The organism is Streptomyces sp. NPDC006339 (genome assembly GCF_040612775.1).
Classification (GTDB): domain Bacteria; phylum Actinomycetota; class Actinomycetes; order Streptomycetales; family Streptomycetaceae; genus Streptomyces.
Genome location: NZ_JBEXQW010000054.1, coordinates 1 through 26,916, shown reverse-complemented (window position 1 = coordinate 26,916; position 26,916 = coordinate 1). Strand labels below are relative to the sequence as shown.

Here is a 26,916-nt window from a genome sequence, read left to right as displayed (position 1 = left end):
GCAGGCCATGAACACGACCGCGGACACCACCTCCACGCCCGACCACATCGCCCTCACCGAGCGCTGGAGCGCCCACAACTACCACCCCCTGCCCGTGGTGCTCACCCATGGCGAGGGCGCCTGGGTCACCGCTCAGGACGGCCGGCGCTACCTCGACTTCGTCGCCGGCTACTCCGCGCTCAACTTCGGCCACCGGCACCCCGACATCGTGGCCGCGGCCAAGGCGCAGCTCGACCGGCTGACGCTGACCGGCCGGTCCTTCCACAACGACCAGTACGGGCTGTTCTGCCGCGAACTGGCCGAGCTCACCGGCACCGAAACGGTGCTGCCCGCCAACACCGGCGCGGAGGCGGTCGAGTCGGCCGTGAAGGTCGCCCGGAAGTGGGCGTACCAGGTGAAGGGCGTGCCGGACGGCGCCGCCGAGATCGTCGTCGCCGGCGCCAACTTCCACGGCCGCACCACCACCATGGTCTCGATCTCCACCGACGCGCTCGCCCGCAAGGAGTTCGGCCCCTTCACCCCCGGCTTCAGGGTGGTGCCCTTCGGCGACATCGACGCCCTGCGCTCGGCGGTCGGCGAGAACACCGCGGCGGTCCTGCTCGAACCGATCCAGGGCGAGGCGGGCGTGGTCGTCCCGCCGAAGGGCTACCTCGCCGAGGTCCGTCAGCTCTGCGACGAGACCCGCACCCTCTTCGTCGCCGACGAGGTCCAGTGCGGCATGGCCCGCACCGGCGAGACCCTGGCCCTCGACCACGAGGGCGTCCGCGCCGACCTCTACGCCCTCGGCAAGTCCCTCGGCGGCGGCCTCATGCCGGTGTCCGCGGTGGTCGGCCGGGCCGATGTCCTCGGCGTCCTGGCGCCCGGCGAGCACGGCTCGACCTTCGGCGGCAACCCGCTGGCCGCCGCCGTCGGCCGCGCCGTGGTGCGGCTGCTCGCGACCGGCGAGTTCCAGGAGCGGTCCCGCGAGCTCGGCTCGTATCTGCACACCCGGCTCCGCGAACTGGACGGCGTGGCCGAGGTGCGCGGCCGCGGCCTGTGGGCCGGCGTCCAGATCGCCGAGGGCCGCACCACCGGCGTCCGGGTCTCCGAGGCGCTGGCCGAGCGCGGCCTGCTGTGCAAGGAGAACCAGGGGCACCTGCGGGTGGCGCCGCCGCTGGTGATCACCCGTGAGGAGATCGACTTCGGCGTGGACGCGATCGCCGGGGTGCTCGGATGACCCGGGCCGCCCGCCCATGTGCGCGATAGTCTGCCGACGTCCGACTGTCTCGACCCCAAGGGGACGGAACCGAGGCCGCCTCGCCCCCGCGCGGCGCACCGCACGGAGCTGCCGGACCCGCCCTTCCCCGTCGTGACGCCCTTTCCGACTCCCGGCGAGCCCGCCGGTCGGAACGTGAGAGAAGGAGCCACTGTGTCCATCGATGTCGAACCCACCGGACGGCCCCGCGTCCTGGTCATCGGCGGCAAGCTGAAGCTGGTGCGCAAGGCCCGGGAGCTCGGTCTGGACGTGGTTCACGCCCAGTACCCGGACGCGTACGACCGCGGCCACTGGCCCTATGTCGACCAGGCGTTGCTGGTCGACTACGGCGACATCGAGCGGCTCCTGCCCCTGGCCCGCGCGCTGCACGAGACGTATCCGTTCCGGTCGGCCGTGGCGCTGTTCGAGCTCGGGCTGCTGCCCGCCGCGCGGATCAACGAGGAGCTCGGCCTCGACGGCGAGTCCGTCGACACCGTCGAACTCCTCCTCGACAAGGCGCGGATGCGCCGCCACCTGGCCGCGAAGGGCATCAGCCCGGTGGCCTCCGCCGTCGGCCGCTCCGCGCAGGACCTCCGGGACTTCGTGGCGGCCCACGGCCTCCCGGTCATCGTGAAGCCGGTCCGCGAATCGGGCAGCGTGGGCGTGTTCTGCGTCCGCGACGAGGCCGAGGTGGAGGTCGTCGCCGAGCGCTACCGCTCCCTCGACGACAAGGCGTGGGCCCCGGGCGACCTCGCCTTCTCCGACTCCTTCCGGGAGTTCCTCGTGGAGGAGTACCTGGACGGCCCCGAGATCAGCGTCGAGTCGCTCAGCTTCGACGGCCGGCACGTGGTCGTCGGGATCACCGACAAGGCGGCGTTCGGCGGCGGCTCCGGCTTCGTCGAGCTCGGTCTCTCGCAGCCCAGCGTCCACCCCGCCGAAACCCTCGACGAGGTACGGCAGTTGGTGACCGACTTCCTGGACGCGGTGGGCCTGCGCAACGGGCCCGCGCACACCGAGATCAGGCTCACCGCGCGCGGCCCCCGGATCATCGAGTCGCACAACCGCATCGGCGGCTACGGCGTCAACGAGATGGTCGAGGTCGCCTACGGCGTCGACATGGAGCGCTACACGCTCGGCATCCGGTTCGACAAGGTGGAGCCGCTGACCGAGTCGCCCGCTCCCCGCGCCGGAGTCGCCCTCCAGGCCCTCACCCCGGAGCCCGGCCGGGTCGTGGAGATCACCGGCGTCGACGCGGTCCGCGCGGACCCGGCCTTCGTCGACCTCCATGTGAAGCTGCGCCCGGGCGACGTGGTGGCGCCGCTGACCTGGAACGAGGACATCGGCGGTTATGTCATCGCCCGCGGCGCCGACGCCGCCGAGGCGATCGCGCACAGCAAGCGGCTGGCCGAGGCCATCCACGTCCGGACCGAGCCCGTCGCATGAGCACCGCACCCCCGGACCGCCCGGACGTCCAAGAGCCCACCTTCCGCCAGACGTTACGCCACTTACCCGTCCGGGTCTGGATCATCAGCCTGGGCATCCTGGTCAACCAGGTGGGCAACTTCCTGCCCGTCTTCATCGTCCTCTACCTCACTGAACGCGGCTACTCCGCCGGGGCGGCCGGCCTCGTGCTCGGCATCTCCGGTCTCGGCAAGGTCCTCGGCAACGCCGTCGGCGGCTACCTCGCCGACAAGATCGGCCGGCGCTGGACCATCGTGCTCTCCGCCGTGACCACCGCGGGGCTCACGGCGATCGTGCCGTTCCTCGAAGCCCTGCCGCTCATCGTCACCGTGGTCGGCCTCATCGGCGTGACCTCGCAGATCTACCGCCCCGCCGCGGCCGCCGTCCTGGTCGACGCCGTGTCGACCAACCAGCAACGGCTCGCCGCCTTCGGCGTGTTCCGCTTCGCGATGAACGTCGGCGCGGCCCTCGGCGGCGTCATCGGCGGTGTCCTCGCCAGCACCTCCTACGTCGAGCTCTTCCTCGTCAACGCCGTCGCCTGCCTGGCGTTCGGCGTGGTGGTGGCCCTGCTGCTGCGGGACGCCCGCAAGACGGCGGCCGACGAGGAGGCGACGGACAAGCCGGCCGAGCAGGCGGTCGGGTACCGGCAGGCGTTCGCCGACCGCACCCTGGTCCGCTTCCTGCTGATGACGGTGTTCTGCGAGTTCGTCTACATCCAGTCCACCGTCGGCCTGCCCCTGCACGTCAACGACGTCGGGCTGAGCGAGCGGGACTTCGGCCTCCTCATCGGGCTCAACGGCCTGCTGGTGCTCGCCCTCGAACTGCCCATCACCGGGGCCATCTCCCGCTACCGGCCGGAGTACGTCCTCGCCATCGGCAACCTGATCACCGGTGTCGGCCTCGCCCTGACCGGGTTCACCACCGGGATGGTCATGCTGGCGGCGACGGTGCTGCTGTGGACGTTCGGCGAGATGCTGACCAGCTCCGTCGCCATGGCCTACCTGGGCAGCCTCGCGCCGCCGCACATGGTCGGCCGCTACCAGGGGCTGCACGGCGTCGCGTACACGATCGGCACGGGCGCCGGACCGCTCATCGGCGGCGCCCTGTACGCCTTCGGCCCCTGGGCGCTGTGGATCCTCGTCGGCGTGGCCGGGGTGCTGGCCGCCCAGCTCTCCCTGCCCCGCCGCGGCACGGCCCCCCTGGAGGAGAAGACGGCCCCCTGACGCCACGCCACCACGACGCCCCACCGCTCGGCTGACATTTCCCAGACGGTCCGCAACGGACAGGAGACAACTCGTGAGTGACTTCGCAGGACTGGTCGCGATCGTGACCGGCGGCGCCTCGGGCATCGGCCTGGCCACGGCGAAACTGCTGCAGAGCAGGGGAGCCCGGGTCGCCGCGCTCGACCTGAAGCCGGACGGGCTCCCCGACGGCATCGCGGGCATCGAGGTCGACGTCACCGACGACGCCCGGGTCGCGTCCGCCGTGGACGCCGTGGTCGAGCGGTTCGGCCGGCTCGACGTCGTGGTGAACAACGCCGGGATCGGCGCCATCGGGGACGTCGCCGCGAACAGCGACGACGAGTGGATGCGCGTCCTGGACGTCAACGTGGTCGGGATGGTCAGGGTCGCCCGGCACGCGCTGCCCCACCTGCGGCGCTCGCCCTCGGCCGCGATCGTCAACACCTGCTCGATCGTGGCCTGGGCCGGTGTGGAGCAGCGGGTGCTGTACTCGGCGAGCAAGGGTGCGGTGTACGCGCTGACGCTGGCCATGGCGGCGGATCACGTCCGCGAGGGCATCCGGGTCAACTGCGTCGCCCCCGGCTCGGCGGACACGCCCTGGATCGCGAGGTCGCTGCGCCACACCCCCGACCCGGAGGCCGCGCGCGCCGCCCTCGACGCCTTCCAGCCCACGGGCCGCCTGGTGTCGGCCGACGAGGTGGCCGGCGCGATCGCCTATCTGGCGAGCCCGCTGTCGGGCGGGACGGTGGGCACGGTGCTCGCCGTGGACAACGGCATGCACGGCCTGCGTCTGCGCCCGCAGCCCCCGCGGTAGCGGGGCGGCTCCGCACGCCAGGGACAGGGGTCCGGCTCTTCGTCAGCCGGGCCCCTGTCCCTTTCGCGTGTCCTTCTCGCGCGCTCAGGCCCCCATGCCGAGCACGGCGAGGTTCAGCGCCCGCATGTCCGGCACGGGCGGAAGCTCGTGCGGCTCCTCGCCGCGGCCTTCGTACGTCGCCGGAACCGGGCGCAGGCTCGCGACGCCACCGGCGGCCCAGGCGGCGTCGAGCGGGGGCAGGGACAGGATCATGCGACGGCCGTCGGGGAGCTCGGCCTCCAGGGGAGTGGCGGCGTTCGACTGCATGGGCGGCTCTTCTCTGTGAGTGGTGCATGCGTCGGCGGTGATCGTTCTCTCTCCGTGTGACGCTCCACGGTGCCGTGGAGTTCCCTCTTCCGCCTGGCGATGTGTGCAATATGTCCGTTTTTGCGTCGACTTGGAAAGTGAAGCAGGCCACTCTCCGTAAGGCATTCCGCATGGTTCTCGGGAGTCAGGGCAGGGGGCCGGATCGCCGGGCAACCGGCAGGGGGACCCGAGGAAACGGAAGGCCAAACCCGACGTGACGGCAGTACAGCAGACCATCCATGTGGGCGGAGAGTGGCGCGCGGCCCTGTCCGGCGCCACGCGCGAGATCATCGACCCCGTCGACGCGACCGCCTTCGCGGTCGTGGCGGAAGGCGGCGTCCCGGACACCGACGACGCCGTGGCCGCCGCCCGCGCCGCCTTCGACGACGGCGCCTGGCCGCGCACACCCGTCGCCGAGCGGGCCGCCCTGCTGCGGCGCGTCGCCGACCTCCTGGAGCGCGACCGCGAGCGGATCGGCGCCCTGGAGAGCCGGGACGCGGGCAAGACGCTCGAAGAGGGCCGCATCGACGTCGACTGCGTCCGCGACGCCTTCCGCTACTTCGCCGACCTCGTCGAGAGCGACAGCGAGGGACGCGTCGTCGACGCCGGATCGGACGAGATCCGCAGCGTCGTCGTGCACGAGCCGGTCGGGGTCTGCGCCCTGATCACCCCCTGGAACTACCCCCTCCTCCAGGCGAGCTGGAAGATCGCGCCCGCCCTCGCCGCCGGCAACACCTTCGTGATCAAGCCCAGCGAGATCACCCCGCTCAGCACCGTCGTGCTGGTCGAACTCCTCCTGGAGGCCGGCCTGCCGCTCGGCGCGGCCAACATCGTCACCGGCCCCGGCGCCACCGTCGGCGCCCGGCTCGCCGAACACCCCGACGTCGACCTCGTCTCGTTCACCGGCGGGCTCGCCAGCGGCACCAAGGTCGCCAAGGCGGCCGTCGCCGGCGTCAAGAAGGTCGCCCTCGAACTCGGCGGCAAGAACCCCAACGTCGTCTTCGCCGACGCCTGCGCGACGCCCGAGGGCTTCGACACCGCCGTCGACCAGGCCCTCAACGCCGCCTTCCTCCACAGCGGCCAGGTCTGCTCCGCCGGCTCCCGCCTCATCGTCGAGGAGCCGCTGCGCGAGCGCTTCGTCGCCGAACTCGCCCGCCGCGCCGAGCTGATCCGCCTCGGCCGGGGCACCGAGGAGGGCGTCGAGTGCGGACCGCTCGTCTCCGCCGCCCAGTTGGCGAGGACCGAGGAGTACGTGGCCTCCGCCCTCGCCGAGGGCGCGGTCCTGCGCGCCGGCGGCGAGAAGCCGGCCGGCCCCGGCTACTTCTACCGGCCCACCGTCCTGGACCGCTGCCACCGCCGCATGCGGGTCGTCCGCGAAGAGATCTTCGGCCCCGTCCTCACCGTGGAGACCTTCCGAACGGAGGAAGAGGCCGTCACCCTCGCCAACGACACCGAGTACGGCCTCGCCGGCGCGGTGTGGACCTCCGACGAGGACCGCGCCCGGCGCGTCGCGGCCCGGCTGCGCCACGGCACCGTCTGGATCAACGACTTCCACCCCTACCTCCCGCAGGCCGAGTGGGGCGGTTTCGGCAAGTCCGGCATCGGCCGCGAACTGGGCCCCAGCGGCCTCGCCGAGTACCGCGAGACCAAGCACGTCTACCAGAACCTCGCCCCGCGCCCCGTGCGCTGGTTCGCCGGCGAGACCCCGAAGGACCAGGCATGAACGACCAGCACCTCTACGACTACGTCGTCGTCGGCGGCGGCACCGCCGGATCGGTGATCGCCTCCCGGCTGACCGAGAACCCCGACATCAGCGTCGCCGTCATCGAGGGCGGCCCCAGCGACGTCGGCCGCGACGACGTCCTCACCCTGCGCCGCTGGATGGGCCTGCTCGGCGGCGAGCTCGACTACGACTACCCCACCACCGAACAGCCCCGCGGCAACTCCCACATCCGCCACAGCCGCGCGCGGGTGCTCGGCGGCTGCTCCTCGCACAACACCCTCATCGCCTTCAAGCCCCTGCCCTCCGACTGGGACGAGTGGGCCGAGGCCGGTGCCGAGGGCTGGGACGCGGCGGCCATGGACCCGTACTTCGCCAAGCTGCGCAACAACATCGTCCCCGTCGACGAGGCCGACCGGAACGCCATCGCCCGGGACTTCGTCGACGCGGCGCAGACCGCGCTCGGCGTCCCGCGCGTCGAGGGCTTCAACAAGCAGCCCTTCCACGAGGGCGTCGGCTTCTTCGACCTCGCCTACCACCCGGAGAACAACAAGCGGTCCTCGGCCTCCGTCGCCTACCTCCACCCCTTCCTGGACCGGCCCAACCTCCACCTCGCCCTGGAGACCTGGGCCTTCCGCCTGGAGTTCGAGGGCACCCGCGCCACCGGCGTGCACATCCGCACCAAGGACGGCGAGGAGCACGTCGTCCGCGCCCGGCGCGAGATCCTGGTCTGCGCGGGCGCCGTCGACACCCCGCGCCTGCTGCTCCACTCCGGCATCGGGCCGCGCGCCGATCTGGAGAAGCTCGGCATCCCCGTCGTGCACGACCTGCCGGGCGTGGGGGAGAACCTGCTCGACCACCCCGAGTCGGTCATCGTGTGGGAGACGCACGGCCCCATCCCGGAGAACTCCGCCATGGACTCCGACGCCGGACTCTTCGTCCGCCGCGACCCGGAGTCCGAGGGACCGGACCTGATGTTCCACTTCTACCAGATCCCCTTCACCGACAACCCCGAGCGCATCGGCTACGAACGCCCCGCGCACGGCGTGTCGATGACCCCGAACATCCCCAAGCCGCGCAGCCGCGGCCGGCTCTACCTGACCAGCGCCGACCCCGAGGACAAGCCCGCCCTCGACTTCCGCTACTTCACCGACGAGGACGACTACGACGGCCGCACCCTCGTCGACGGCATCCGCATCGCCCGCGAGATCGCCGCGAGCGAGCCGCTGGCCGGCTGGCTCAAGCGCGAGGTGTGCCCGGGCCCCGAGGTCACCTCCGACGAGGAGCTCAGCGCCTACGCCCGCCAGGTCGCCCACACCGTCTACCACCCGGCGGGCACCTGCAAGATGGGCTCCCCCGACGACGAACTCGCCGTCGTCACCCCCGACCTGAGGATCCGCGGCCTCGACGGCATCCGGATCGCCGACGCGTCCGTCTTCCCGACCATGACCGCCGTCAACCCCATGATCGGCGTGCTCATGGTCGGTGAGAAATGCGCCGACCTGCTGGGAGGCTCCACCCGATGAACACCCCCCACTCCATGACCGCGCCGCGGCCCGCCGCCGACCCGGTCTTCTCCGTACGCGACCTGTGGAAGGTCTTCGGCCCCAAGGCCGAACGCGTGCCCGCCGACCCGGAGCTCGGCGCCCTCGACGCCGCCGGGCTGCGCGAACGCACCGGCTGCACCGCCGCCGTACGCGACGTCTCCTTCGACGTCCGCAAGGGCGAGGTCTTCGTCGTCATGGGCCTGTCCGGCTCCGGCAAGTCCACCCTCGTCCGCTGTCTGACCCGGCTCATCGAGCCCACCTCGGGCACGATCGCCATCGACGGCGAGGACGTGCTCTCCATGGACACCGGCCGGCTCCGCGAGCTGCGCCGCCACCGGGCGGCGATGGTCTTCCAGCACTTCGGACTCCTGCCGCACCGGACCGTGCTCGACAACGTGGCCTACGGTCTGGAGATCCAGGGCATGGCCCGCGGCGAACGGCGCGAGCGCGCCGCCGAGTTCATCGCCAAGGTCGGCCTGGACGGCATGGAGCACCGCACCCCGGGCGAGCTGTCCGGCGGCCAGCAGCAGCGCGTCGGCCTGGCCCGCGCCCTCGCCGTCGACCCCGAGGTCCTGCTCTTCGACGAGCCGTTCAGCGCCCTCGACCCGCTCATCCGCCGGGACATGCAGGAGGAGGTCGTCCGCCTGCACCGCGAGGAGGGCCGCACCATGGTCTTCATCACCCACGACCTGAGCGAGGCGCTCAAGCTCGGCGACCGCATCGCCCTGATGCGCGACGGCCGGATCGTGCAGCTCGGCACCCCGGAGGAGATCGTCGGCGCCCCCGCCGACGACTACGTCCGGGACTTCGTCCGCGACGTGCCGCGTGAACAGGTGCTCACCGTCCGCTCGGCGATGCGCCCCGCGCACGCCGGCGAAGGCGAGTCGGGCCCCGCGCTCGCCCCCAGCGCCACCGTCCACGAGGCCATCGAGGCCGTCGCCCGCACGGGCGAGAACGCGCGGGTCGTCGAAGGCGGCCGCTGCCTCGGCGTGGTCGACCACGCGGGACTCCTCGGTGTCGTCGCCGGGGTCCCTGCGGCGACGGCGAAGGCGGTGGCCTGATGTACTCCCATACGACCTGGCCGCCGCCGTGCGGCGGCACGACCGGTGCCGGCACGACCGCGACGCGCCACCGCACCGCGACCGTCGACGCCGGGCGGTGGGCCCGATGACCGTCACCGCCACCCCCGCCCGTACGGGCCGTACGACCGCCGACACCACCGGCACCGCCGGAAAGCGCGACACCGGCACCACCGGCACCACCCGCACCCGCCGCGACGCACTCCGCGCGCTCACGCGCCACCGGGGCCGGCTGATCGGCGCCGGCACCGCCCTCGCCCTCGTCCTCGGCGTCCTGTTCCTGGGCGCCGGCGGCTGGCCGGCGTCCCTCGCCGTCGACGTGTCCGGGCCGCTGGAGCGCACCAGCGACTGGATCATCGACCACCGCGACAGCCACCCGCTGTTCCTCTACTTCCTCGGACACGTCAGCAACCTCGTGGTCGTGTCCGTCCGCGCCGTGTACCTGGTGCTGCTCGCCGTCGGCTGGGCCGGCGTCACCGCCGCCGCCGGGTTCCTCGCCTGGCGGGTCGCCGGCCTCCGGCTCGCACTGACCTCCGTGGCCGCCTTCGCCGTGTGCGGACTGCTCGGCATGTGGGTGCCCACCATGCAGACGCTCGCCCTGATGGTGGTCGCCGTCGCCGCGTCCGTGCTGCTCGGCGGCCTCCTCGGGCTCGCCGCCGGCCTGTCGGACCGCATGCACCGGATCCTGCGCCCGGTCCTCGACACCATGCAGGTGCTCCCGGCCTTCGCGTACCTGCTGCCCGTCGTCCTCGTCTTCGGCATCGGCGTGCCCGCGGCCGTCCTGGCGACCGTCGTCTACGCCGCCCCGCCCATGGCCCGGCTCACCGCGCTCGGCCTGCGCGGCGCGGACCCCGGCGTCCTGGAGGCCGCCGCCTCCCTCGGCGCCACCCGACGGCAGCGGCTCCTGACCGCCCGGCTGCCGCTGGCCCGCAAGGAACTTCTGCTCGGCGTCAACCAGTCGATCATGATGGCGCTCGGCATGGCCGTGATCGCGTCCGTCATCGGCGCCGGCGGCCTCGGCGACCGCGTCTACCAGGCCCTCGCCTCCGTCGACGTCGGCGCCGCGCTCGCCGCCGGCGTGCCGATCGTGCTGCTCGCCGTCGTCCTGGACCGGGTCACCGCCGCGGCGGGGCGGCGGATCGGCGCGGCCCCGGCCCGCCGGGCCAGCCTCGCCCGCGCCGCCGCCCTCGTCGGCCTCGCCGCCGTCGCCCTCGCCGGCCGCCTGACCGACCGGCTCACCTGGCCCGCCGCCTGGACCGTCGACATCGCCGGACCCGTCAACGGGGCGGTCGACTGGATGACCGGCCACCTCTACTCCGGCGTCCCCCTCGTCGGCGGCACCGCCGACTGGGCGGGACGGTTCACCACCTGGGTCCTCAACCCCCTGCGGGACGGCCTGCAAGCGCTGCCCTGGTGGGCGGTCCTGCTCGCCGTCGGCGCCCTCGCCCTCCTCATCGGCACCTGGCGCACCGCCACGACCGCCGTCCTCGCCATGGCCGCCATCGGCGTGCTCGGCGCCTGGGACCCGGCGCTCGACACCCTGTCCCAGGTCCTCGCCGCCGTCGCCGTGACGCTGCTGATCGGCGTCGCCCTCGGCGTCGCCGCGGCCCGCAGCGCCCGCCTCGGCCGCGCGCTGCGCCCGGTGCTCGACGTCTTCCAGACCATGCCGCAGTTCGTCTACCTCATCCCCGTGGTCGCCCTGTTCGGCGTGGGCCGTGCCCCGGCGGTCGCGGCCGCCGTCGTCTACGCGCTGCCCGCGGTCGTACGGATCACGGCCCAGGGCGTCCGCGCGGTGGACCCGGCCGCCCTGGAGTCCTCGCGCTCGCTCGGCGCGACCGGCCGCCAGCAGCTCCTCCAGGTCCAACTGCCGCTCGCGCGCCCGGCCCTGCTCCTCGCCGTCAACCAGGGCGTCGTCCTGGTCCTCGCCGTCGTCGTCATCGGCGGCCTCGTGGGCGGCGGCGCACTCGGCTACGACGCGGTCTTCGGCCTCGCCCAGGGCGACCTGGCCACCGGTCTGGTCGCCGGTGCCGCCATCGTCTGCCTCGGCCTGATGCTCGACCGGGTCACCCAGCCGACCCGACGCCACGACCCCGCAGGAAAGGGGGCCTGACATGGCTCGCACCCGTTACGCCGCCCTTGCGGCCGCCGTCGCCCTGACGGCCGTCACCGGCTGCGGCGCCGCCGACATGACCCGCCAGGCATCCCCGTACGCCGACGCGAAGGGCTCCCGCACGGTGACCCTGTCCGTCCAGTCGTGGGTCGGTGCGCAGGCGAACGTCGCCGTCGCCCGGTACCTGCTGGAGCACGAGCTCGGCTACCGGGTCGACACCGTCCAGATCGACGAGGTCCCCGCCTGGGACGCCCTCAGCCAGGGCCGGGTGGACGCCATCCTGGAGGACTGGGGGCACCCGGAGCAGGAGCAGCGGTACGTCGAGGACAAGAAGACCATCGAGCGGGGCGGCGATCTCGGCGTGACCGGCCACATCGGCTGGTTCGTCCCCACCTACTTCGCCGAGAAGCACCCGGACGTCACCGACTGGAAGAACCTGAACAAGTACGCCGACGCCTTCCGCACCGCGGAGAGCGGCGGCAAGGGCCAGCTCCTCGACGGCTCCCCGTCGTACGTCACGAACGACAAGGCGCTGGTGGAGAACCTGGACCTCGACTACCAGGTCGTGTTCGCGGGCTCCGAGGCGGCGCAGATCACGCAGATCAAGCAGTTCGCCAAGGAGAGGAAGCCGTTCCTGACCTACTGGTACAAGCCCCAGTGGCTGTTCGAGAAGGTCCCCATGACGGAGGTGAAACTGCCCGCCTACCGGGAGGGCTGCGACGCCGAACCGGAGAAGGTGGCCTGCGCGTACCCGCACACGCCGCTCCAGAAGTTCCTCAACGCACGCTTCGCGGACGGCGGGAGCGACGCCGCCGCCTTCCTCAAGAAGTTCCGCTGGACGACGGAGATGCAGAACGACGTCGCCCTGATGATCGCGGAGCAGAAGCTGTCACCGCAGGAGGCGGCCGCCCGCTGGGTGAAGGAGAACGAGGCCACCTGGCGGACCTGGCTCCCGGCCTGACCGGCGCGGGACGGGCGCGGGAGCCGCGGTCCTCCCGTCACTTCGACATGATGAAGTCCAGGGCGGCGCCCGAGGCGGTCGTCCAGTAGGTGACGAGCTGACCGTCGTCCGCGTACAGCGTGCGGACGGGCATGGGGACGTCGACCGCCCGGCCGGCGGTGCTGCCCGGTGTGCGGCCCTGGAGGGTGAGGCGGATGCTCTTCGCCTCGTACTCGTCCCGGGCGCCCCCGCTCACCAGCAGCGCGGCATGGGCCTCGTCACCCGGCGCGAGGGTGACCGGCTTCCCCGGGTCCGGGTCGCTGTCCTTGATCACCGGAACGGTGGCCTGGGCGTCGGCGCCGAGCCGGACGCGGGGATAGCCGTACAGCGCGCACGCCTTGTCGCCCGCGTTCTGCACGGTGATGAGCAGGTGCCGGGCCGTCGTGGCGTCCGCGGGCTCCTTCCGGGCGGACACCGCGAGGTGCTCCGTGGTGCAGGCGGCGACGGCGGTGGGGCCGTCGGAGCCGGCCGGGGTTCCCGAAGTGGCGCCGGGCTTCGGCGAGTCGGCTCCGTCCGGCGTGGCCGAAGCCGCCCCGCCGGGCTTCGCCGGGCCGGTCGTGCCCGCCCGGTCCGACGGCGCGGCCGTGGCGGAGTCCTCGGCCGCGTCCGGCCCGCAGGCGGTGGTCCCGAGCAGCGCGGCGACCACCGCCGCGCCGCCGGCCCAGGACTTCCAGGCAGCAGTGTTCATGATGTTTCCCCCGTGGTCGGCCGCGAGCGGCCACTCTCGACGCTCGCTGTGACCACAGTCTGCGTACGAGGGCCGTCCCCGACATCTCCGCCACGGATCTGTTACCGAGGAGGGACGGGGAAGTATCGGTTCCGCGTCAGCGACCCTCCTCCGACTCGAAGGTCCGCAGCAGATCGGCGGCCACGCTGACCGCGATGGTCGCCGGTTCCTTGCCGGTGATGTCGGCCAGACCGATCGGGGTCTTGATCCGGTCGACGGTGGCCTCGTCGTGCCCGCCCTCGGTGAGCAGGCGCTTGCGGAACCGTACCCACTTCGCGGCCGAGCCGATCAGACCGACGGAGCCGAGCCGGGGGGTGCGCAGGGCGGCGTCGCACAGGGCGGCGTCCTCGGCGTGGTCGTGGGTCATGATCAGGACATGGGTGCCGTGCGGTAGCTCCTCGAGGACCTCCTCGGGCAGCAGCGGCGTGTGGTGCACGTGCACCTGCGCCACCGCGTCCGCGAGCACGGCGAGCCGCTCCTCGGCGAGGACGTCCGCGCGGGTGTCGACGAGGTGGAGGTCGAGGTCCTGACGGGCCAGGATGCGGGCCAGTTCGAGCCCGACGTGGCCGACGCCGAAGACCGCCACCGCCCGGACCACCGGCAGCGGTTCGAGCAGCACCGAGACCGTGCCGCCGCAGCACTGCACGCCGTGCCGGTTGGTCACCTTGTCGTTCAGGGCGAAGTCCAGGAGCTCCGGCGCCCGTTCGGACGCGTCGATCATCTCCCGGGCCCGGTCGATCGCCACGGCCTCGACGTTGCCGCCGCCGATCGACCCCCAGGTCCCGGTCCGTCCCACGACGAGCTTCGCGCCGGCGTCGCGCGGGGCGTGGCCGCGCACGGTCGCGACGGTCACCAGCACGCCGGGCTCCCGGCGTGCTCGCAACCGCGCGACCGCGGCGACCCACGTCATGTCAGGCACCGATCGCCGCTTCTGCGCCGACGCGGCCCCCGCCGTCCGCCTGCCGGCCGTCGCCGACCTGCCCGTCGCCGACCCGCCCCGTGACGGTACGCCCGTCCTCGGCCGGCCCGTCGCCGCCCCGCGCCCCGCGCGCCGCCTGGATCGCCCAGTACACCGCCTCCGGAGTCGCCGGCGAGGCCAGCTCGACGCCGATCCCGCCCGGCCCGAACGCCGCGGCGGCCTGCCGCAGGGCCTCCCGCACCGAGAACGCCAGCATCAGCGGAGGCTCACCCACCGCCTTGGACCCGTAGACCGCGCCCTCCTCGGTGGCGTTCTCCAGCAGCGTGACGTGGAACTCCTCGGGCATCTCCGAGAAGCTCGGCAGCTTGTACGTGCTCGCCGCCTGGGTCAGCAGCCGGCCGCGCTGCGGCCCGTCACCGGCGTCCCAGCGCAGGTCCTCCAGGGTCAGCCAGCCCGCGCCCTGCACGAAACCGCCCTCGACCTGACCGATGTCGATCATCGGCGAGAGGCTGTCGCCCACGTCGTGCACGATGTCCACCCGCCGGATGCGGTACGCGCCGGTGAAGCCGTCCACCTCCACCTCGGCCGCGGCGGCGCCATGGGCGAAGTACTTGAACGGCGAGCCGTGGAACGTCTTCGCGTCCCAGTGCAGCCCCTCGGTCCGGTAGAAACCGGCCGCCGACAACTGGACCCGCTGCAGGTACGCGGTGCGCACCAGGTCGTCCCAGGCCAGCTCCCGGTCACTGCCCAGCACGCGTGCGACGCCGGCCACGATGCGGACGTCCGAGGCGTTCCCGCCCAACTGGGTGGCGGCCACCCGCTCCAGCCGCTCGCGCAACTGCTCGCAGGCGTTCTTCACCGCCGCGCCGTTGAGATCGGTCCCCGCGCTGGCGGCGGTCGCGGAGGTGTTGGGCACCTTGTCGGTACGGGTCGGGGCGAGCCGCACCTTGTGCAGCGGGATGCCCAGGGTGGTCGCCGCCACCTGGAGCATCTTGGTGTGCAGGCCCTGGCCCATCTCGGTGCCGCCGTGGTTGATCAGGACCGAGCCGTCCTTGTAGATCAGCACCAGCGCGCCGCCCTGGTTGAAGGCGGTGAGGTTGAACGAGATGCCGAACTTGAGGCCGGTGACCGCGAGCGCCCGCTTGGTGTGCGGGTGCGCGGCGTTGAACGCCGCGATCTCGCGCACCCGGTCGGCGACGCCGGCGTTCTCCTTGACCTGCTCCCAGACGGCGGAGATCCGTTCCGGGTGCGTGACCGGCTGACCGTACGGCGTCGACTGGCCCTGCCCCGGCCGATAGAAGTTGCGCTCGCGCAGCTCCATCGGGTCCAGGCCGAGCAGCGGCGCGCACCGGCCCATGATGTCCTCGATCACCAGCATGCCCTGCGGCCCGCCGAAGCCGCGGAAGGCGGTGTTGGAGACCTTGTTGGTGCGGGCGATGCGACCGGTGACGCGGGCGTTCGGGATCCAGTACGTGTTGTCGATGTGGCACAGCGCGCGGGCCACGACCGGCTCGGACAGGTCCAGGCTCCAGCCGCCGTCCGCGGTCAGCGTCGCGTCGAGGGCCTGGATGCGGCCGTCGGCGTCGAAGCCGATCCGCCACCGCGCGTGGAACCCGTGCCGCTTGCCGGACATGGTCAGGTCCTGGGTGCGGTTGAGCCGCACCCGCACCGGCCGCCCGGTCAGCTTGGCGCCGAGCGCGGCGACGGCCGCGAATCCGTGCGGCTGCATCTCCTTGCCGCCGAAGCCGCCGCCCATCCGCAGACACTGCACCGTCACCTCGTGGCTGTGCAGACCGAGCACATGGGCGACGATCTCCTGCGTCTCCGACGGGTGCTGAGTGCTGCTCTGGACGAAGACCTGCTCGCCCTCGTCGACGTAGGCGAGTGCCGCGTGCGTCTCCAGGTAGAAGTGCTCCTGGTCGGAGAACTGGAGCTCGCCGGTGAACACGTGCGCGGAGTCGGCGAATCCGGCGTCGATGTCACCGGTCACCATCACCGGCCGGGCGCCGTGGAAGCTGCCGGCCGCGATCGCCTCCTGGAGCGTGATCACGGAGGGCAGTTCCTCGAGCTCCACCTCGACGGCCGCCGCGCCCAGGCGGGCCGCCTCCAGGGTCTCGCCGAGCACCCAGGCGACCGCGTGGCCGTGGAACATGACCTCGTCGGGGAAGAGCGGTTCGTCGTGCTTCATCCCGGCGTCGTTGACGCCGGGAACGTCGGCACCGGTCAGCACCCGGACCACCCCGGGCACGGCGAGCGCGGGCTCGGTGCGCAGGGCGGTGATCCTGCCGTGGGCCTTCATGACCTGGACCGGGTAGGCGTGCAGCACGTCCTTGGTCCGGTGGATCAGGTCGTCGGTGTAGAGCGCGGTGCCGGTGACGTGCTGGGTGGCACTCTCGTGCGGCATCGACAGGCCGACGACGGCCCCTTCGGGGCGTTCGGACAGATGACTCATGACGACACCGCCTCGGTGGTCCGTGCGTACAGCTTCAACAGGCTCTGGCCGAGCATCGCGGAGCGGTAGGCGGCGCTCGCCCGGTGGTCGCTCATCGGCGTGCCCTCGCCGCGCAGCACCGGTGCCGCGGCCTCGACGGTCTCGGCCGTCCACGGCCTGCCCTCCAGGGCCGCCTCGGTGGCGAGCGCGCGGATCGGGGTGGCGGCCACGCCGCCGAGGCCGATCCGCGCCTTGCGGACGACGCCGTCCTCGACGTCGAGCGCGAAGGCGACGGCCACGCTGGAGATGTCGTCGAAACGCCGCTTGGCGATCTTGTGGAAGGCGGTGAGCGGCGACAGCGGCAGCGGGACGCGGACCGCGCGGATCAGTTCGCCGGGGCGGCGCACGCTCTGCCGGTAGCCGGTGAAGTAGTCGGCGAGGGGGACCTCGCGCTCGCCGTCGGCGTCGGCGAGCAGCACCGACGCCTCCAGGGCGAGCAGCACCGGCGGGCTGTCGCCGATGGGGGACCCGGTCCCCAGGTTGCCGCCGAGGGTGGCGCCGTTGCGGATGAGCCGGGACGCGAACTGCGGGAACAGGTCGGCCAGCAGCGGCACTTGGCCGTCGAGGCGGCGCTCGATCTCGGTGAGCGTCAGCGCCGCACCGATCTCGATCGCGTCGGACGCGACGCGCAGCTCCCGCAGTTCGGGCAGCCGGTCGACCGCGATCACGCAATCGGCCCGCCGGGAGCGGATGTTGACCTCCACGCCCCAGTCGGTGGAGCCGGCGACCACCACCGCGTCGGGCCGCTCGCGCAGCAGCCGCAGCGTCTCGGCCAGGCTGTCCTTCCGCACGAACGCCCGGCCGTCCCGGGCGTATTGGGTGGCGACGGGCGCGGGCGGGTCCTGCTCGCGGCGCCGCGCCAGCGGGTCCTCGTCGGTGGGCGTGCCGACGGCGAACGCGGCGTCGCGGATCGGGCGGTAGCCGGTGCAGCGGCACAGGTTTCCGCTCAGGGCGTGCAGATCGAATCCGTTCGGACCGTGCTCGGCGTCGGTGCCGCCGTCCGGCGCGCTGTGCGCGCAGCGGTCGGGGCGGTAGTACTCGGCGGCCATGCTGCACACGAATCCCGGTGTGCAGTAGCCGCATTGGGAGCCGCCGCGGACCGCCATCTCCTCCTGCACGGGGTGCAGGGTGGGCGGCGTGCCGGGCGCGCCGGCGGTGGCGAGCCCTTCGGCGGTGACGATCTCCTGACCGTCGAGCGCCGCGACCGGGACCAGGCAGGCGTTGACCGCCACCCAGTCGGTGGGCTTGTTCACCCCGGGGCGGGCCACCAGGACCGAACAGGCGCCGCACTCGCCTTCGGCGCAGCCCTCCTTGGTGCCGGTGAGACCGCGCTCGCGCAGGAAGTCAAGCACGGTGGTGTGGGGCGCGGCCGGAGCGATGGGGGCTTCCGTCCCGTTGACCGTGATCCGCGGCGTCACCATGACGGGCCGTCGATTCGGGGCGTGGTCGGTCGGTTCTTCATGTTCGCCAATGTCGGGCAGCTTTCTGTGTTCGAACGCGCCACGTGACAGGAGTGGGCGCGGGCGCAGAACGGCACGCGGCAGCGGTGGCGTGCCGGGAAAGGGGAGGAGAGAAGACCGGAAGGGTGCCTACGGAAGGGCACCTCGGAACGGCGTGGTCAGCAGCCGTGTGCGATACGACCCGGAACCCAGGCCGTGGTGTGGGCGAGGCGACTCAGATCGGAGCTGGTGTACATCCGCCGGTCGCCTCCTCTCGGTCGTTCCGGGCCGACGTTGACCGCAAGCTAACGGCTGGTGCCGGGCAGGTCAAGAGGGGGGGGCGCCGCCGTGAGACGGCGGCGACCCGGTGACGGTCGCGGGCGGGCGCCGCTCAGACGGCCTCGAGCCGGCGGTGCAGCAGGCAGAACTCGTTGCCCTCCGGGTCGGCGAGCACGTGCCAGTTCTCCTCACCGGTCTGGCCGACGTCGGCGGGCTTGGCACCGAGCGCGAGCAGCCGCTCCAGCTCGGCGTCCTGGTCCCGGTCGGTGGCGTTCACGTCGATGTGCAGGGGGAGTCTGCCGGTCCGCGGGTTGCTGCTGGGGCTGAGGACGAGGGTGGGCTGCGGCCCGCCGAAGCCGACGCCGGGCGGCCCGATCTCGATGCTGCCGTCCTCCCGGCCGAGCTCGACGTAGCCGAGGACCTCGCTCCAGAACGCGGCCAGGCGCTCGGGGTCGGCGCAGTGGAGGACCAGCTCACTGATGCGGCATGCCATGCCCGCCAGTGTAGGAGGACATTCCCGGACGAAGCGGAGGCCATGCCGAGTCCACCGCCGGCCCACGCGCCGCGCCGCCGCCCCCGGGGCCGCCGCTGCCTGTGCGCCTCCCTCCGCCGTCAGTACGCCCCGATCGACCAGAAGACACCGACCTCCTCGTCGTTCACCGCGACCAGGCCCAGGTCGTCGAAGAGGTCCAGGCCGTTCACGTACTCCGAGGTGACGAAGCCGTGGGAGCCGGTGCCCTGGAGTCCCGCCGCGACGAAGTCCGGGGCCGGGTCGCCGGCGGCGGCCGTCGCGTTGGTCCAGTAGCCCGCGGCCGGGCCGTACCGGTCGAGCACGGTGCGGGCGTCCGCGAGGACGGCGTCCCGGTGGGGGCGCGAGCGAACGGGGGCCGGTTCCCCCTGCCACTCCTCGCTCATCACGGCGAGCGCGGCGATCGCCGCCCGGCGCTCCAGCGGGTGGAGGACGTCGGGGAACCGCTCGGCGGGCGGGGGAGCGAAGGGATACGCGGGCAGCGTGTCCCGTTCGGGGTTCGCGCGGTCCCCGTCGAGCCGGAGCCCGCCCCGCGGATCGTCCACCGTCCGGTGCAGCACGGCGAGGACGTCATGGGCCCAGTCCTCGTGCCGGCGCGGACCGGTGGCCACGAAGACGTACGGGTCGCCGAACAGCCGCAGGACCGCGGCGTCCCAGGAGGGGCAGCCATCGCCGCGGGGCTCCGTCGGCGGTTCGACGGCGATCCGGTCGTCAGGTGAGGTCATGACCTCACCCTGTCAGAGCAGGAGCAGCCGTCCACCGTGGACGCGCTCTACAGCGCGTCCACGGCGCCGACCTGGGAAGTGGCCGTGCCAGGCGAGGACGACGTTCCGATACGCCCAGGACCGGTTGTAGGAGAGGATCGCGCGGTCGAGGTCCGCCGGCCGGGACAGATCGCGGCCGCCCGCGCACAGATACCGCCCCGCGGCGAGCGCCGCGTCGTGGACGTTGTGGGGGTCGGCCCGGCCGTCGCCGTTGCCGTCGGACCCCCACCTCGCCCACGTCGACGGGATGAACTGCATCGGGCCGACCGCGTGGTCATAGGACGGGTCTCCGTCGTACGCGCCCCCGTCGCTGTCCCGGATCAGGGCGAAACCCCGGCCGTTGAGCTGCGGACCGATGATGGGCGCGTACGTCGTCCCGTCCGCGTCGACCCGGCCGCCGCGCGCCTGACCGGACTCCACCTGCCCGATCGCGGCCAGCAGCTCCCAGCGCAGCGCGCAGCCCGGGGCGCTCGCCCCCAGGGCCGCCTCCGCGCGCCGGTAGGCGGCGAGGACCGTGGCGGGAAGGGCGCCGCGGTCGCTCACGAACACCGCGCCCGGGCGTGCGGCCGGCGGCACCGGTCCGAGCACCGCGAGCGGCGGCAGTTCCGTCCGGTAGTACGTGTCTCCGGGCGCCGCCTCAGGGGCCGCATCGGCCCCCGCCCGCGCCCCGGCCGCTGCGGGCCGGACCGCGAGGCCCGGCGCCTGCGATCCGGTCAGGGTCGCCATCACCGTCACCACCACCGCCGTGGCCACCGCACCCCCGCGCACCCGTCGCCGCACCACAATCCGCGCCACCATGAGCCAGCCCCTCCCGACCGTCCTGTCTCTGCCATCCGCTCTACGGCGGCGGCGGGCGGGTCCGTCGCGACGGACGGCCGCCGATTTCCGGGACCCGGACATCGGCGGCCCGGCGGGTCAGGGCGTGACGGGGACGGGGGCCGGGTTCTCGTCGGGGTCCGGTTCCGGCCGCTCGTCGCTCAACTGCTCCCGTACGTACTTCCAGAACACCGCGATGAGCGCGGCCAACGGGACGGCGAGCAGACTGCCCACGATGCCGGCGAGGCTGCCGCCGAGCGTCACCGCCAGCAGGACCACGGCCGCGTGCAGGCCGAGTCCCCGGCTCTGGATCATGGGCTGGAAGACGTTCCCCTCCAACTGCTGCACCACGACGATGATCGCCAGAACGATCAGCGCGTCGGTGACGCCGTTCGACACGAGCGCGATGAGCACCGCGACCAGGCCGGCGAACAGCGCGCCCACGATCGGCACGAACGCCGAGACGAAGGTCAGCACCGCGAGGGGAAGCACCAGCGGGACGTCGAGGATCCACAGACCCAGGCCGATGAACACGGCGTCGAGCAGGCCGACGAACGCCTGGCTGCGCACGAACGCCCCCAGGGTGTCCCAGCTCCGCTCGGCGACGACCGGCACGTCGACGGCGAGCCGCCCGGGAAGCTGGCGGGCGAGCCACGGCAGGAAGCGGGGACCGTCCTTCAGGAAGAAGAACATCAGGAACAGCGCCAGGAAGGCCGTGACCACCCCGTTGAACACCGTGCCCACACCGGTCGCGACCGCGGTGACCATGCTGCCGACGCTGTCCTGGGCGCGGGCCATCGCCGTGTCGAAGGCACCGGAGATCTGGTCGTCACCGATGTTCAGCGGCGGCCCGGCCGCCCACTCGCGCAGCCGCTGGATTCCCTCGACCACGCCCCGGGAGAGCTCACCGGACTGGGACGCGACCGGCACCGCGATGAGTGCGATGACGCCGGCGACGAGCAGCAGGAACGAGACCGTGACGACGCCCGCCGCCACGGCGGGAGGCCAGCCGTGCCGCCGGAGAAAGCGCGTCAGCGGCCAGGTCAGGGTCGTGAGGAGGAGGCCGACGACGAGCGGCCAGACGACCGACCACATGCGACCCACGATCCACAGGGTCACCCCGGCCATCAGCAGGACCAACAAGGACTCGGCGGACACGCGAGCCGCGGTGCGCAGCGCGCCGGCGGCTTTGGCGGAACTCAACTGGGCAGACATGCGCCCACCTTATGAACCCGCCGGCCCGCGCCCCGTGGCCGCCCCCGCCGGGCGCTTCTCCGCCAGGTCCGCACACTCGGCACAAACCTTCGCAGCAGCATCACAGGGGCTGCGCATCGCCGCCCATCCGCCCCGCTAGCGTGGCCGAATGATCGATCGCGGGTGCGAATCGGCCGGCGAACCAAGCGAACCAAGCGAACCAAGCGAAGTCAGCGCAGAAGGAACGTAGATGGACTACTGCTCCACGTGCCGCCGGAACCTCAACGGTGTCTTCGTGTGCCCGGGGTGCGGTGCGTACGCTCCCGACATCGCCCCACCCGCCCATCTCCTCCACAGTGCCGTCGCCTCCACCACGACGACGCACGAGGTGTGGACGGCGGAGACCGACCTGCCGGGCGCGGACGCCTCCGGTGAGGCCGGCGGCGAAGGCGCGGCCCTCACGGGAGACGCTCTCACCGGAGACGCCCTCACCGGAGACGGCCGCGCGGCCCGGCGCCGGCAGCGCGCACGGTGGAAGAAGCACCAGCGCCGCGCCCTGGCCGCGACGGCCGTCGCCCTGGTCGGCGGCGGCCTCACCATCGCCGCGATGCCGTCCACCCGGCCGTCCACCGGCCACGCCCACGCCGCGCCCCCGCCGGAGCCGGTGACCACACCGCCGGCCACGTCCAGGACACCGGTGACGGCCGGCTCCCAGGAGCGGCCGGACCGCCCCGACACGGAGCGGCCCCGCACCCTCCCCCGTACGACCGACCGGTCGGACCACGCCGGCCGGCCCGCCGCCCCGGCCGCCGCATCGACCACGAGCCGGCAGCCGACGGCCGCGCCCCCGCCGCGCACGGCACCCGCGCCGACCGCGGAGAGGGACGCGGGTACCGCGGTGGACACCGCACCGGCGGAGCAGGCCGACGCCCCCACCGCCCCGGAGCCGGCGACACCGGCCCCGCCCGCACAGGGCTCCGCCGGCACCGGCACCTCGCTCCTGGGCGGCCTCGTGTCGACGACCCCGGCGACCGACCCGTCCTCGCCGGCACAGGTGTGCCTGGTCGGTGTGTGCCTCGGCTGATCACGCCGCGCACCGGCGGCCCGCCGGGTGCGGGCCGCCGGCGGGGTGCCGTCAGCGGGTGAGGCCGAAGGACCGCTCGAAGCGGTCGAAGGCGATCTCCTGCCGCCACTCGGCGGCGGCCTTCGGGCTGGCGGCCAGCAGGCGGCGGCAGTCCGCGCCCGGCTCGGAGTGACCGGGGCGCAGGCCGCGGCAGGCGGCGGTCATGCGGTATCCGTCACGGGTGGGGTTGCCGTGCCACAGGCTCGCGCCGGGGAGGAACGCGTATTCCAGGGAGGCGCGGGCCAGGTCCTTCAGCTCCGGGTAGGACAGGTGGTACGTCTCGGCGGCGTACTGGTACTCGTGGCTGATGTCGATGCGGCTGACGCCGGGGTCGTCGGTGGCCAGGACGACCGGCACGCCGTGGGCGCGGTACGTCTCGAAGGGGTGGTCGTCGCCCCGTACGCCGAGGATCTGGGCGTTGCTGGTGAAGGGGACCTCGACCGCGATCTCGCGGGCGGCCATCGTACGGGCGGTCCGCCGCCAGTCGTCCTCGTGGACCAGGTCGACGCCGTGGCCGATGCGGTCGGCGCGCGCGACGTTCACGGCCTCCTTGATGTGGAACTTCAGGTCCGCGGGCTTGACGAGACCGGGCCACAGCTCGCCCGCGTGCAGCGTCACGTGGACCTTGGGGTAGACCCCGCGCAGATACTTCAGCATGCGCATCTGCAGGCTGTAGTGGGTGAGCGAGCTGTCCCAGTCCTCGGGCTGCACGAGGTTGACCGCGACGAACCGCGGGTCCCGCTCGGCCAGGCGCATGCCGAGTGCCATCTGTGTGAAGACCCGCTCCGGCGAACTGCCGCGCGAGACCTGGGAGATCCAGCGCACGGGGAGGCGGCAGCCGGGCCGGGCACGGTCGGTGCCGCAGCGGGCGGCGGCGCGGAACTCGGTGTCCGCGTCGTCGGCCTCACCGCGCGCCTCGGTGACCAGCTTGTCCAGCCTGCCGCCGGCGGTCAGCCTGCCGTGCAGCCGGGCGAGGTCGGCGTCCCAGCCGACCTCGGCGGCGAGGCGCTTGGCGCCGTCGGACGCGGGGGAGACCATGGTCTCCAGATAGAACTGGTTCTGCGCGGCGACGTCGTCGGCGACCTCGGCGAGCAGCTTGCCGCGGTGCCGCCAGGTCACTTCGCCGAACTTGCCGAAGGTGTCGAAGAAGTGGTCGTGGCCGTTGCCGCCGGGCGGGAAGTCCTGCATGGACCAGGCCCGCACGAGCGCGTCGTGGAAGGCGCGGTCGGTACGGGCGTCGGCGGCCGGCCGGGTGCCGGTGCCGCAGGGCGCCGCGACGGCGGTCATCGTCGCCGTCTCGACGCACAGCCCGTCCTCGGCGGCGAGCTCGATGAGGTACTCGGTGGAGACCGCGCCGGAGAGGTGGTTGTGCAGGTCTCCGCCCTTGGGCAGATCGCGGAAGAAGTCGCGCAGCAGACGGGGGTGACCCCGCAGGGCGTCGAGCCGGGCGGCCGTGGCCGCCTCCAGGGCGGTGGCCGGGCGCGGCTGGGGCGCGGGGGGAGCGGTCGGAACGGCGTGGGCCCGCGTGCCGTACGCCGAGAGCGACGACAGCAGGGTCAGCGCGCTCAGACCCGCGGTGAACAGGGAGCGGTGCCGGCGTCGGGAGCCGGGGAGTGAAGCGGTCACCCCACATGATCGGCAACGCGGGCGCCCGATGCGTCGTACCGCTGCGGCGTGTGCGCCGGCGACCACTCGCGCGGGTGACCTCGGTGCCTACACTCCGTCGTCCATGGGCCAGATGTCGCCCGAACACCGTACGAAGGCGGAGAAGATGAGCACACCGACCGATCGTGTCGACCAGGAACTGGTCCGGGCGGCGGCACACGTCGCGGCGACGCGCTGCCGGGGCGACAACCACACCATGGCGGCCGCGGCGCGCGCCGGGGACGGGCGGATCGTCACCGCGGTGAACGCCTATCACTTCACCGGCGGCCCCTGCGCGGAGCTGGTCCTGATCGGCACCGCCGCCGCCCAGGGCGCCTACGACCTGGAGACCGTCGTCGCCGTGGGGGACCGCGACCGAGGCGTGGTGCCCCCGTGCGGCCGCTGCCGCCAGGTCCTGCTCGACTACTTCCCGGCGCTCGAGGTCATCGTCGGGACGAAGGACGGCCTGCGCACGGTGCCCGTCACCGACCTGCTTCCCGAGAGCTATGTCTGGGCGGACCACCAGCTCGACGCCGGCGAGGGCCCGGAGTTCCCCGTTCCGCTGTCAGGATGATCACTTCAGCGTTCGAGACGGGCGGTGGACACGCTGTGTAGGCACCTGTGAGCGCCACGCCTCTGGCACCGGTCCTCCTCGCCGCGTCAGGCGTCGCCTCGTCCCTGGCACCCGCTGCCGCGGCGCCCGCGGATCCGTCCTCCTCCGCCGCCTCTTTCCCGCCCGCGGCCGTCCCGTACCCGGCCGTCCCGCCCGGCGGAGTGATCCGGCTCACAACCTGTCACAGGGCGTGGATGGCCGACGTCTTGAGGCCGAACACCGTGCGACGGAGGAGGCATCATGACGGAGAACACACGGGTGGTCGTGATCGGTGGCGGCTACGCGGGCGTGATGGCGGCCAACCGGCTGACGCGCCGCGACGACGTGACCGTGACGCTGGTCAACCCGCGGGCGGAGCTCGTCCACCGGGTACGCCTGCACCAACTGGCGGGCGGCTCCGACGACGCGGTCGTCGCCTACCAGGACGTCCTGGCCGACCGGGTCCGGCTGGTGGTCGACAGCGTGACCGGGATCGACGCGGCCGGGCGCGGAGTGGCGCTGGCGGGCGGCGGCAGGCTCGGCTACGACTACCTCATCTACGCCGTGGGCAGCGGCAGCGCCGCACCGAGCGTGCCGGGGGCGGCCGCGTTCGCGTACCCGCTCGCGACCCTGGAGGAGGCCCGGCGGCTGCGGGCGGCCCTGGACACCGCGCCCGCGACGGCCCGGGTGACGGTGGTCGGGGCGGGTCCCACCGGCATCGAGACCGCCGCCGAGCTCGCGGAGCAGGGCCGCGCCGTGACCCTGGTCTGCGGCGGCGTCCTCGGCCCGTACCTGCACACCCGGGGCCGGCGCTCGGTCGCGAAGCGGCTCGCCGCCCTCGGGGTGACGGTCGTCGACGGCTCCGAGGCGAAGGTGACGGCCGTGACCCGCGACGGCGTGCGGCTCGCGGACGGCCGCGCGCTGCCGAGCGAGGTCACCGTCTGGACCGTCGGCTTCGGCGTGCCGGACCTGGCCGCGCGCAGCGGACTGAGCACCGACGCCGTGGGCCGGGTGCGCACGGACGAGACGCTGACCAGCGTGGACGACGAGCGCATCCTCGCGGCCGGGGACGCGGCGGCCCCCTCGGACCTGCCGCTGCGGATGAGCTGCCTGAACGCGCAGCCGCTGGGCGCGCGGGCCGCCGACACCGTGCTCAGCCGCCTCGCGGGCGAGCGGCCGGAGACCCTCCACCAGGGGTTCTACGCCCAGTGCGTCAGCCTGGGCCGCGAGGCGGGGATCTTCCAGTTCGCCGACAGGTCCGACGTCGCGGTGGGGCTGCACATCGACGGCGGCCTGGGCGCCAGAGTGAAGGAAGCGGTCTGCCAGGGGATCCTCCAGCACCTGGTCAAGGAGGCGCGCAAGCCGGGCTCGTTCCGGCTCCACCGCATGCCGGGAGGCGCCGACAGGCGCCGGCGGCTGCTGCGCGCCCACCTGGCCCGGAGCACCCGCCTCGCCCGGAGCGCCGAGGCACCGGCCGCCGCCGACCGGGGGGTCTGACCATGAGCGACGACGCCACCGACGCGGCGACGGAGGCGTTCGTCGCCCATCGCAGCCTGCTCTTCACCGTCGCGTACGAGGTGATCGGCTCGGCGGCCGACGCCGAGGACGTCCTCCAGGAGACCTGGTTGCGATGGGTCAGGGCGGACCTGGAGCAGGTGCGGGACCAGCGCGCCTACCTGGTCCGGATCACCACCCGCCAGGCCGTCGACCGGCTGCGCGCCCTGAAGCGCCGCCGCGAGGCGTACGTCGGTCCGTGGCTGCCCGAGCCGCTGCTGACCGCGCCGGACGTGGCCGAGGACGTCGAGCTGGCCGAGAGCGTGTCGATGGCGATGATGCTCGTCCTCGAAA

The 26,916-nt window shown here is 73.3% G+C and carries 22 protein-coding genes and 1 pseudogene; 13 read left to right on the top strand and 10 right to left on the bottom strand.

All coding sequences use genetic code 11. The annotated features are described in order from the left end of the window. Positions 1-7: 7 nt before the first annotated feature. The 4 genes from rocD to ABZ135_RS32225 all read left to right on the top strand — a co-directional run bounded on the left by rocD (position 8) and on the right by ABZ135_RS32225 (position 4,750). A complete protein-coding gene (gene rocD, locus ABZ135_RS32240; RefSeq protein ID WP_356700809.1) occupies positions 8-1,216 on the top strand; it encodes an ornithine--oxo-acid transaminase in 1,209 nt (402 codons plus the stop codon). 192 nt (positions 1,217-1,408) lie between these two features. Then, the gene (locus ABZ135_RS32235) at positions 1,409-2,677 is read left to right on the top strand and encodes an ATP-grasp domain-containing protein (protein ID WP_356700807.1); all 1,269 of its coding nucleotides are present in this window, start codon (positions 1,409-1,411) and stop codon (positions 2,675-2,677) included. Further along, positions 2,674-3,918 (top strand): MFS transporter, encoded by a 1,245-nt coding sequence (locus tag ABZ135_RS32230; protein ID WP_356700805.1) that lies wholly within the window; start codon positions 2,674-2,676, stop codon positions 3,916-3,918. Before ABZ135_RS32235 ends, ABZ135_RS32230 begins: the two co-directional genes overlap by 4 nt. Positions 3,919-3,991: 73 nt before the next feature. Next, positions 3,992-4,750, top strand: coding sequence for an SDR family oxidoreductase (locus ABZ135_RS32225; RefSeq protein WP_356700803.1), 759 nt, complete (start codon positions 3,992-3,994; stop codon positions 4,748-4,750). Between the two features lie 84 nt (positions 4,751-4,834). On the opposite strand, the gene ABZ135_RS32220 is transcribed toward ABZ135_RS32225, so the two are convergent. Continuing rightward, on the bottom strand, positions 4,835-5,056 hold the full coding sequence (locus ABZ135_RS32220) for a hypothetical protein (protein ID WP_356700801.1): 222 nt from the start codon (positions 5,054-5,056) through the stop codon (positions 4,835-4,837). Between the two features lie 253 nt (positions 5,057-5,309). Here ABZ135_RS32220 and ABZ135_RS32215 point away from each other — a divergent pair, with 253 nt between their 5' ends. The 5 genes from ABZ135_RS32215 to ABZ135_RS32195 all read left to right on the top strand — a co-directional run bounded on the left by ABZ135_RS32215 (position 5,310) and on the right by ABZ135_RS32195 (position 12,512). Then, on the top strand, positions 5,310-6,818 hold the full coding sequence (locus tag ABZ135_RS32215) for an aldehyde dehydrogenase family protein (RefSeq protein WP_356700799.1): 1,509 nt from the start codon (positions 5,310-5,312) through the stop codon (positions 6,816-6,818). Continuing rightward, positions 6,815-8,341, top strand: a complete 1,527-nt coding sequence (locus ABZ135_RS32210) for a GMC oxidoreductase (RefSeq protein WP_356700797.1) — start codon at positions 6,815-6,817, stop codon at positions 8,339-8,341. The genes ABZ135_RS32215 and ABZ135_RS32210 overlap by 4 nt, the downstream gene beginning before the upstream one ends. Continuing rightward, positions 8,338-9,423, top strand: a complete 1,086-nt coding sequence (locus ABZ135_RS32205; RefSeq protein ID WP_356700795.1) for a glycine betaine/L-proline ABC transporter ATP-binding protein — start codon at positions 8,338-8,340, stop codon at positions 9,421-9,423. The genes ABZ135_RS32210 and ABZ135_RS32205 overlap by 4 nt, the downstream gene beginning before the upstream one ends. A gap of 106 nt (positions 9,424-9,529) precedes the next feature. After that, positions 9,530-11,551 (top strand): ABC transporter permease subunit, encoded by a 2,022-nt coding sequence (locus ABZ135_RS32200; RefSeq protein WP_356700793.1) that lies wholly within the window; start codon positions 9,530-9,532, stop codon positions 11,549-11,551. Between the two features lies 1 nt (position 11,552). Next, positions 11,553-12,512 (top strand): ABC transporter substrate-binding protein, encoded by a 960-nt coding sequence (locus ABZ135_RS32195; protein ID WP_356700791.1) that lies wholly within the window; start codon positions 11,553-11,555, stop codon positions 12,510-12,512. 37 nt (positions 12,513-12,549) lie between these two features. Here ABZ135_RS32195 and ABZ135_RS32190 read toward each other — a convergent pair whose 3' ends face one another. The 8 genes and pseudogenes from ABZ135_RS32190 to ABZ135_RS32155 all read right to left on the bottom strand — a co-directional run bounded on the left by ABZ135_RS32190 (position 12,550) and on the right by ABZ135_RS32155 (position 21,730). Further along, on the bottom strand, positions 12,550-13,239 hold the full coding sequence (locus ABZ135_RS32190) for a DUF4232 domain-containing protein (protein WP_356700789.1): 690 nt from the start codon (positions 13,237-13,239) through the stop codon (positions 12,550-12,552). A 136-nt stretch (positions 13,240-13,375) separates the two neighbouring features. Next, positions 13,376-14,188 (bottom strand): xanthine dehydrogenase accessory protein XdhC, encoded by an 813-nt coding sequence (xdhC, locus tag ABZ135_RS32185; RefSeq protein WP_356700787.1) that lies wholly within the window; start codon positions 14,186-14,188, stop codon positions 13,376-13,378. A gap of 1 nt (position 14,189) precedes the next feature. Further along, positions 14,190-16,649 carry a xanthine dehydrogenase molybdopterin binding subunit gene (gene xdhB / locus ABZ135_RS32180; protein ID WP_356700785.1) on the bottom strand — a complete coding sequence of 820 codons (2,460 nt, stop codon included), beginning with the start codon at positions 16,647-16,649 and terminating at the stop codon, positions 14,190-14,192. Continuing rightward, the gene (locus ABZ135_RS32175; RefSeq protein WP_356700783.1) at positions 16,646-18,109 is read right to left on the bottom strand and encodes an FAD binding domain-containing protein; all 1,464 of its coding nucleotides are present in this window, start codon (positions 18,107-18,109) and stop codon (positions 16,646-16,648) included. Before ABZ135_RS32175 ends, xdhB begins: the two co-directional genes overlap by 4 nt. 409 nt (positions 18,110-18,518) lie before the next feature. After that, on the bottom strand, positions 18,519-18,899 hold the full coding sequence (locus ABZ135_RS32170) for a VOC family protein (protein WP_356700781.1): 381 nt from the start codon (positions 18,897-18,899) through the stop codon (positions 18,519-18,521). A gap of 119 nt (positions 18,900-19,018) precedes the next feature. Then, positions 19,019-19,660, bottom strand: coding sequence for a hypothetical protein (locus ABZ135_RS32165; protein WP_356700779.1), 642 nt, complete (start codon positions 19,658-19,660; stop codon positions 19,019-19,021). A 117-nt stretch (positions 19,661-19,777) separates the two neighbouring features. Next, positions 19,778-20,497: pseudogene (locus tag ABZ135_RS32160) on the bottom strand (lytic murein transglycosylase); the annotation flags it as partial. A gap of 117 nt (positions 20,498-20,614) precedes the next feature. Then, positions 20,615-21,730 carry an AI-2E family transporter gene (locus tag ABZ135_RS32155; protein ID WP_356700777.1) on the bottom strand — a complete coding sequence of 372 codons (1,116 nt, stop codon included), beginning with the start codon at positions 21,728-21,730 and terminating at the stop codon, positions 20,615-20,617. A gap of 229 nt (positions 21,731-21,959) precedes the next feature. On the opposite strand from ABZ135_RS32155, the gene ABZ135_RS32150 reads away from it, so the two are divergent. Then, complete coding sequence (locus tag ABZ135_RS32150) at positions 21,960-22,793, top strand: hypothetical protein (protein ID WP_356700775.1); 834 nt, start codon at positions 21,960-21,962, stop codon at positions 22,791-22,793. 51 nt (positions 22,794-22,844) lie between these two features. Here ABZ135_RS32150 and ABZ135_RS32145 read toward each other — a convergent pair whose 3' ends face one another. Then, complete coding sequence (locus ABZ135_RS32145; protein WP_356700773.1) at positions 22,845-24,458, bottom strand: adenosine deaminase; 1,614 nt, start codon at positions 24,456-24,458, stop codon at positions 22,845-22,847. A gap of 145 nt (positions 24,459-24,603) precedes the next feature. On the opposite strand from ABZ135_RS32145, the gene ABZ135_RS32140 reads away from it, so the two are divergent. The 3 genes from ABZ135_RS32140 to ABZ135_RS32130 form a co-directional block, all read left to right on the top strand. Beyond that, entirely contained in the window at positions 24,604-25,050 is a 447-nt protein-coding gene (locus ABZ135_RS32140) for a cytidine deaminase (protein WP_356700843.1), read from the top strand. Positions 25,051-25,329: 279 nt separating this feature from the next. Further along, complete coding sequence (locus tag ABZ135_RS32135) at positions 25,330-26,565, top strand: FAD-dependent oxidoreductase (protein ID WP_356700771.1); 1,236 nt, start codon at positions 25,330-25,332, stop codon at positions 26,563-26,565. A 2-nt stretch (positions 26,566-26,567) separates the two neighbouring features. Then, the coding region (locus ABZ135_RS32130) for a sigma factor (RefSeq protein WP_356700769.1) at positions 26,568-26,916 on the top strand (349 nt) is incomplete at its 3' end.

Excerpts from the sequence above, each read along its gene's own strand:
- rocD (WP_356700809.1), top strand. The coding sequence starts at position 8 with ATGAACACGACCGCGGACACCACCTCCACGCCCGACCACATCGCCCTC.
- ABZ135_RS32230 (WP_356700805.1), top strand. The coding sequence starts at position 2,674 with ATGAGCACCGCACCCCCGGACCGCCCGGACGTCCAAGAGCCCACCTTC.
- ABZ135_RS32220 (WP_356700801.1), bottom strand. The coding sequence starts at position 5,056 with ATGCAGTCGAACGCCGCCACTCCCCTGGAGGCCGAGCTCCCCGACGGC.
- ABZ135_RS32210 (WP_356700797.1), top strand. The coding sequence starts at position 6,815 with ATGAACGACCAGCACCTCTACGACTACGTCGTCGTCGGCGGCGGCACC.
- ABZ135_RS32205 (WP_356700795.1), top strand. The coding sequence starts at position 8,338 with ATGAACACCCCCCACTCCATGACCGCGCCGCGGCCCGCCGCCGACCCG.
- ABZ135_RS32200 (WP_356700793.1), top strand. The coding sequence starts at position 9,530 with ATGACCGTCACCGCCACCCCCGCCCGTACGGGCCGTACGACCGCCGAC.
- ABZ135_RS32195 (WP_356700791.1), top strand. The coding sequence starts at position 11,553 with ATGGCTCGCACCCGTTACGCCGCCCTTGCGGCCGCCGTCGCCCTGACG.
- ABZ135_RS32190 (WP_356700789.1), bottom strand. The coding sequence starts at position 13,239 with ATGAACACTGCTGCCTGGAAGTCCTGGGCCGGCGGCGCGGCGGTGGTC.
- xdhC (WP_356700787.1), bottom strand. The coding sequence starts at position 14,188 with ATGACGTGGGTCGCCGCGGTCGCGCGGTTGCGAGCACGCCGGGAGCCC.
- xdhB (WP_356700785.1), bottom strand. The coding sequence starts at position 16,649 with ATGAGTCATCTGTCCGAACGCCCCGAAGGGGCCGTCGTCGGCCTGTCG.
- ABZ135_RS32175 (WP_356700783.1), bottom strand. The coding sequence starts at position 18,109 with ATGGTGACGCCGCGGATCACGGTCAACGGGACGGAAGCCCCCATCGCT.
- ABZ135_RS32170 (WP_356700781.1), bottom strand. The coding sequence starts at position 18,899 with ATGGCATGCCGCATCAGTGAGCTGGTCCTCCACTGCGCCGACCCCGAG.
- ABZ135_RS32165 (WP_356700779.1), bottom strand. The coding sequence starts at position 19,660 with ATGACCTCACCTGACGACCGGATCGCCGTCGAACCGCCGACGGAGCCC.
- ABZ135_RS32155 (WP_356700777.1), bottom strand. The coding sequence starts at position 21,730 with ATGTCTGCCCAGTTGAGTTCCGCCAAAGCCGCCGGCGCGCTGCGCACC.
- ABZ135_RS32150 (WP_356700775.1), top strand. The coding sequence starts at position 21,960 with ATGGACTACTGCTCCACGTGCCGCCGGAACCTCAACGGTGTCTTCGTG.
- ABZ135_RS32140 (WP_356700843.1), top strand. The coding sequence starts at position 24,604 with ATGAGCACACCGACCGATCGTGTCGACCAGGAACTGGTCCGGGCGGCG.
- ABZ135_RS32135 (WP_356700771.1), top strand. The coding sequence starts at position 25,330 with ATGACGGAGAACACACGGGTGGTCGTGATCGGTGGCGGCTACGCGGGC.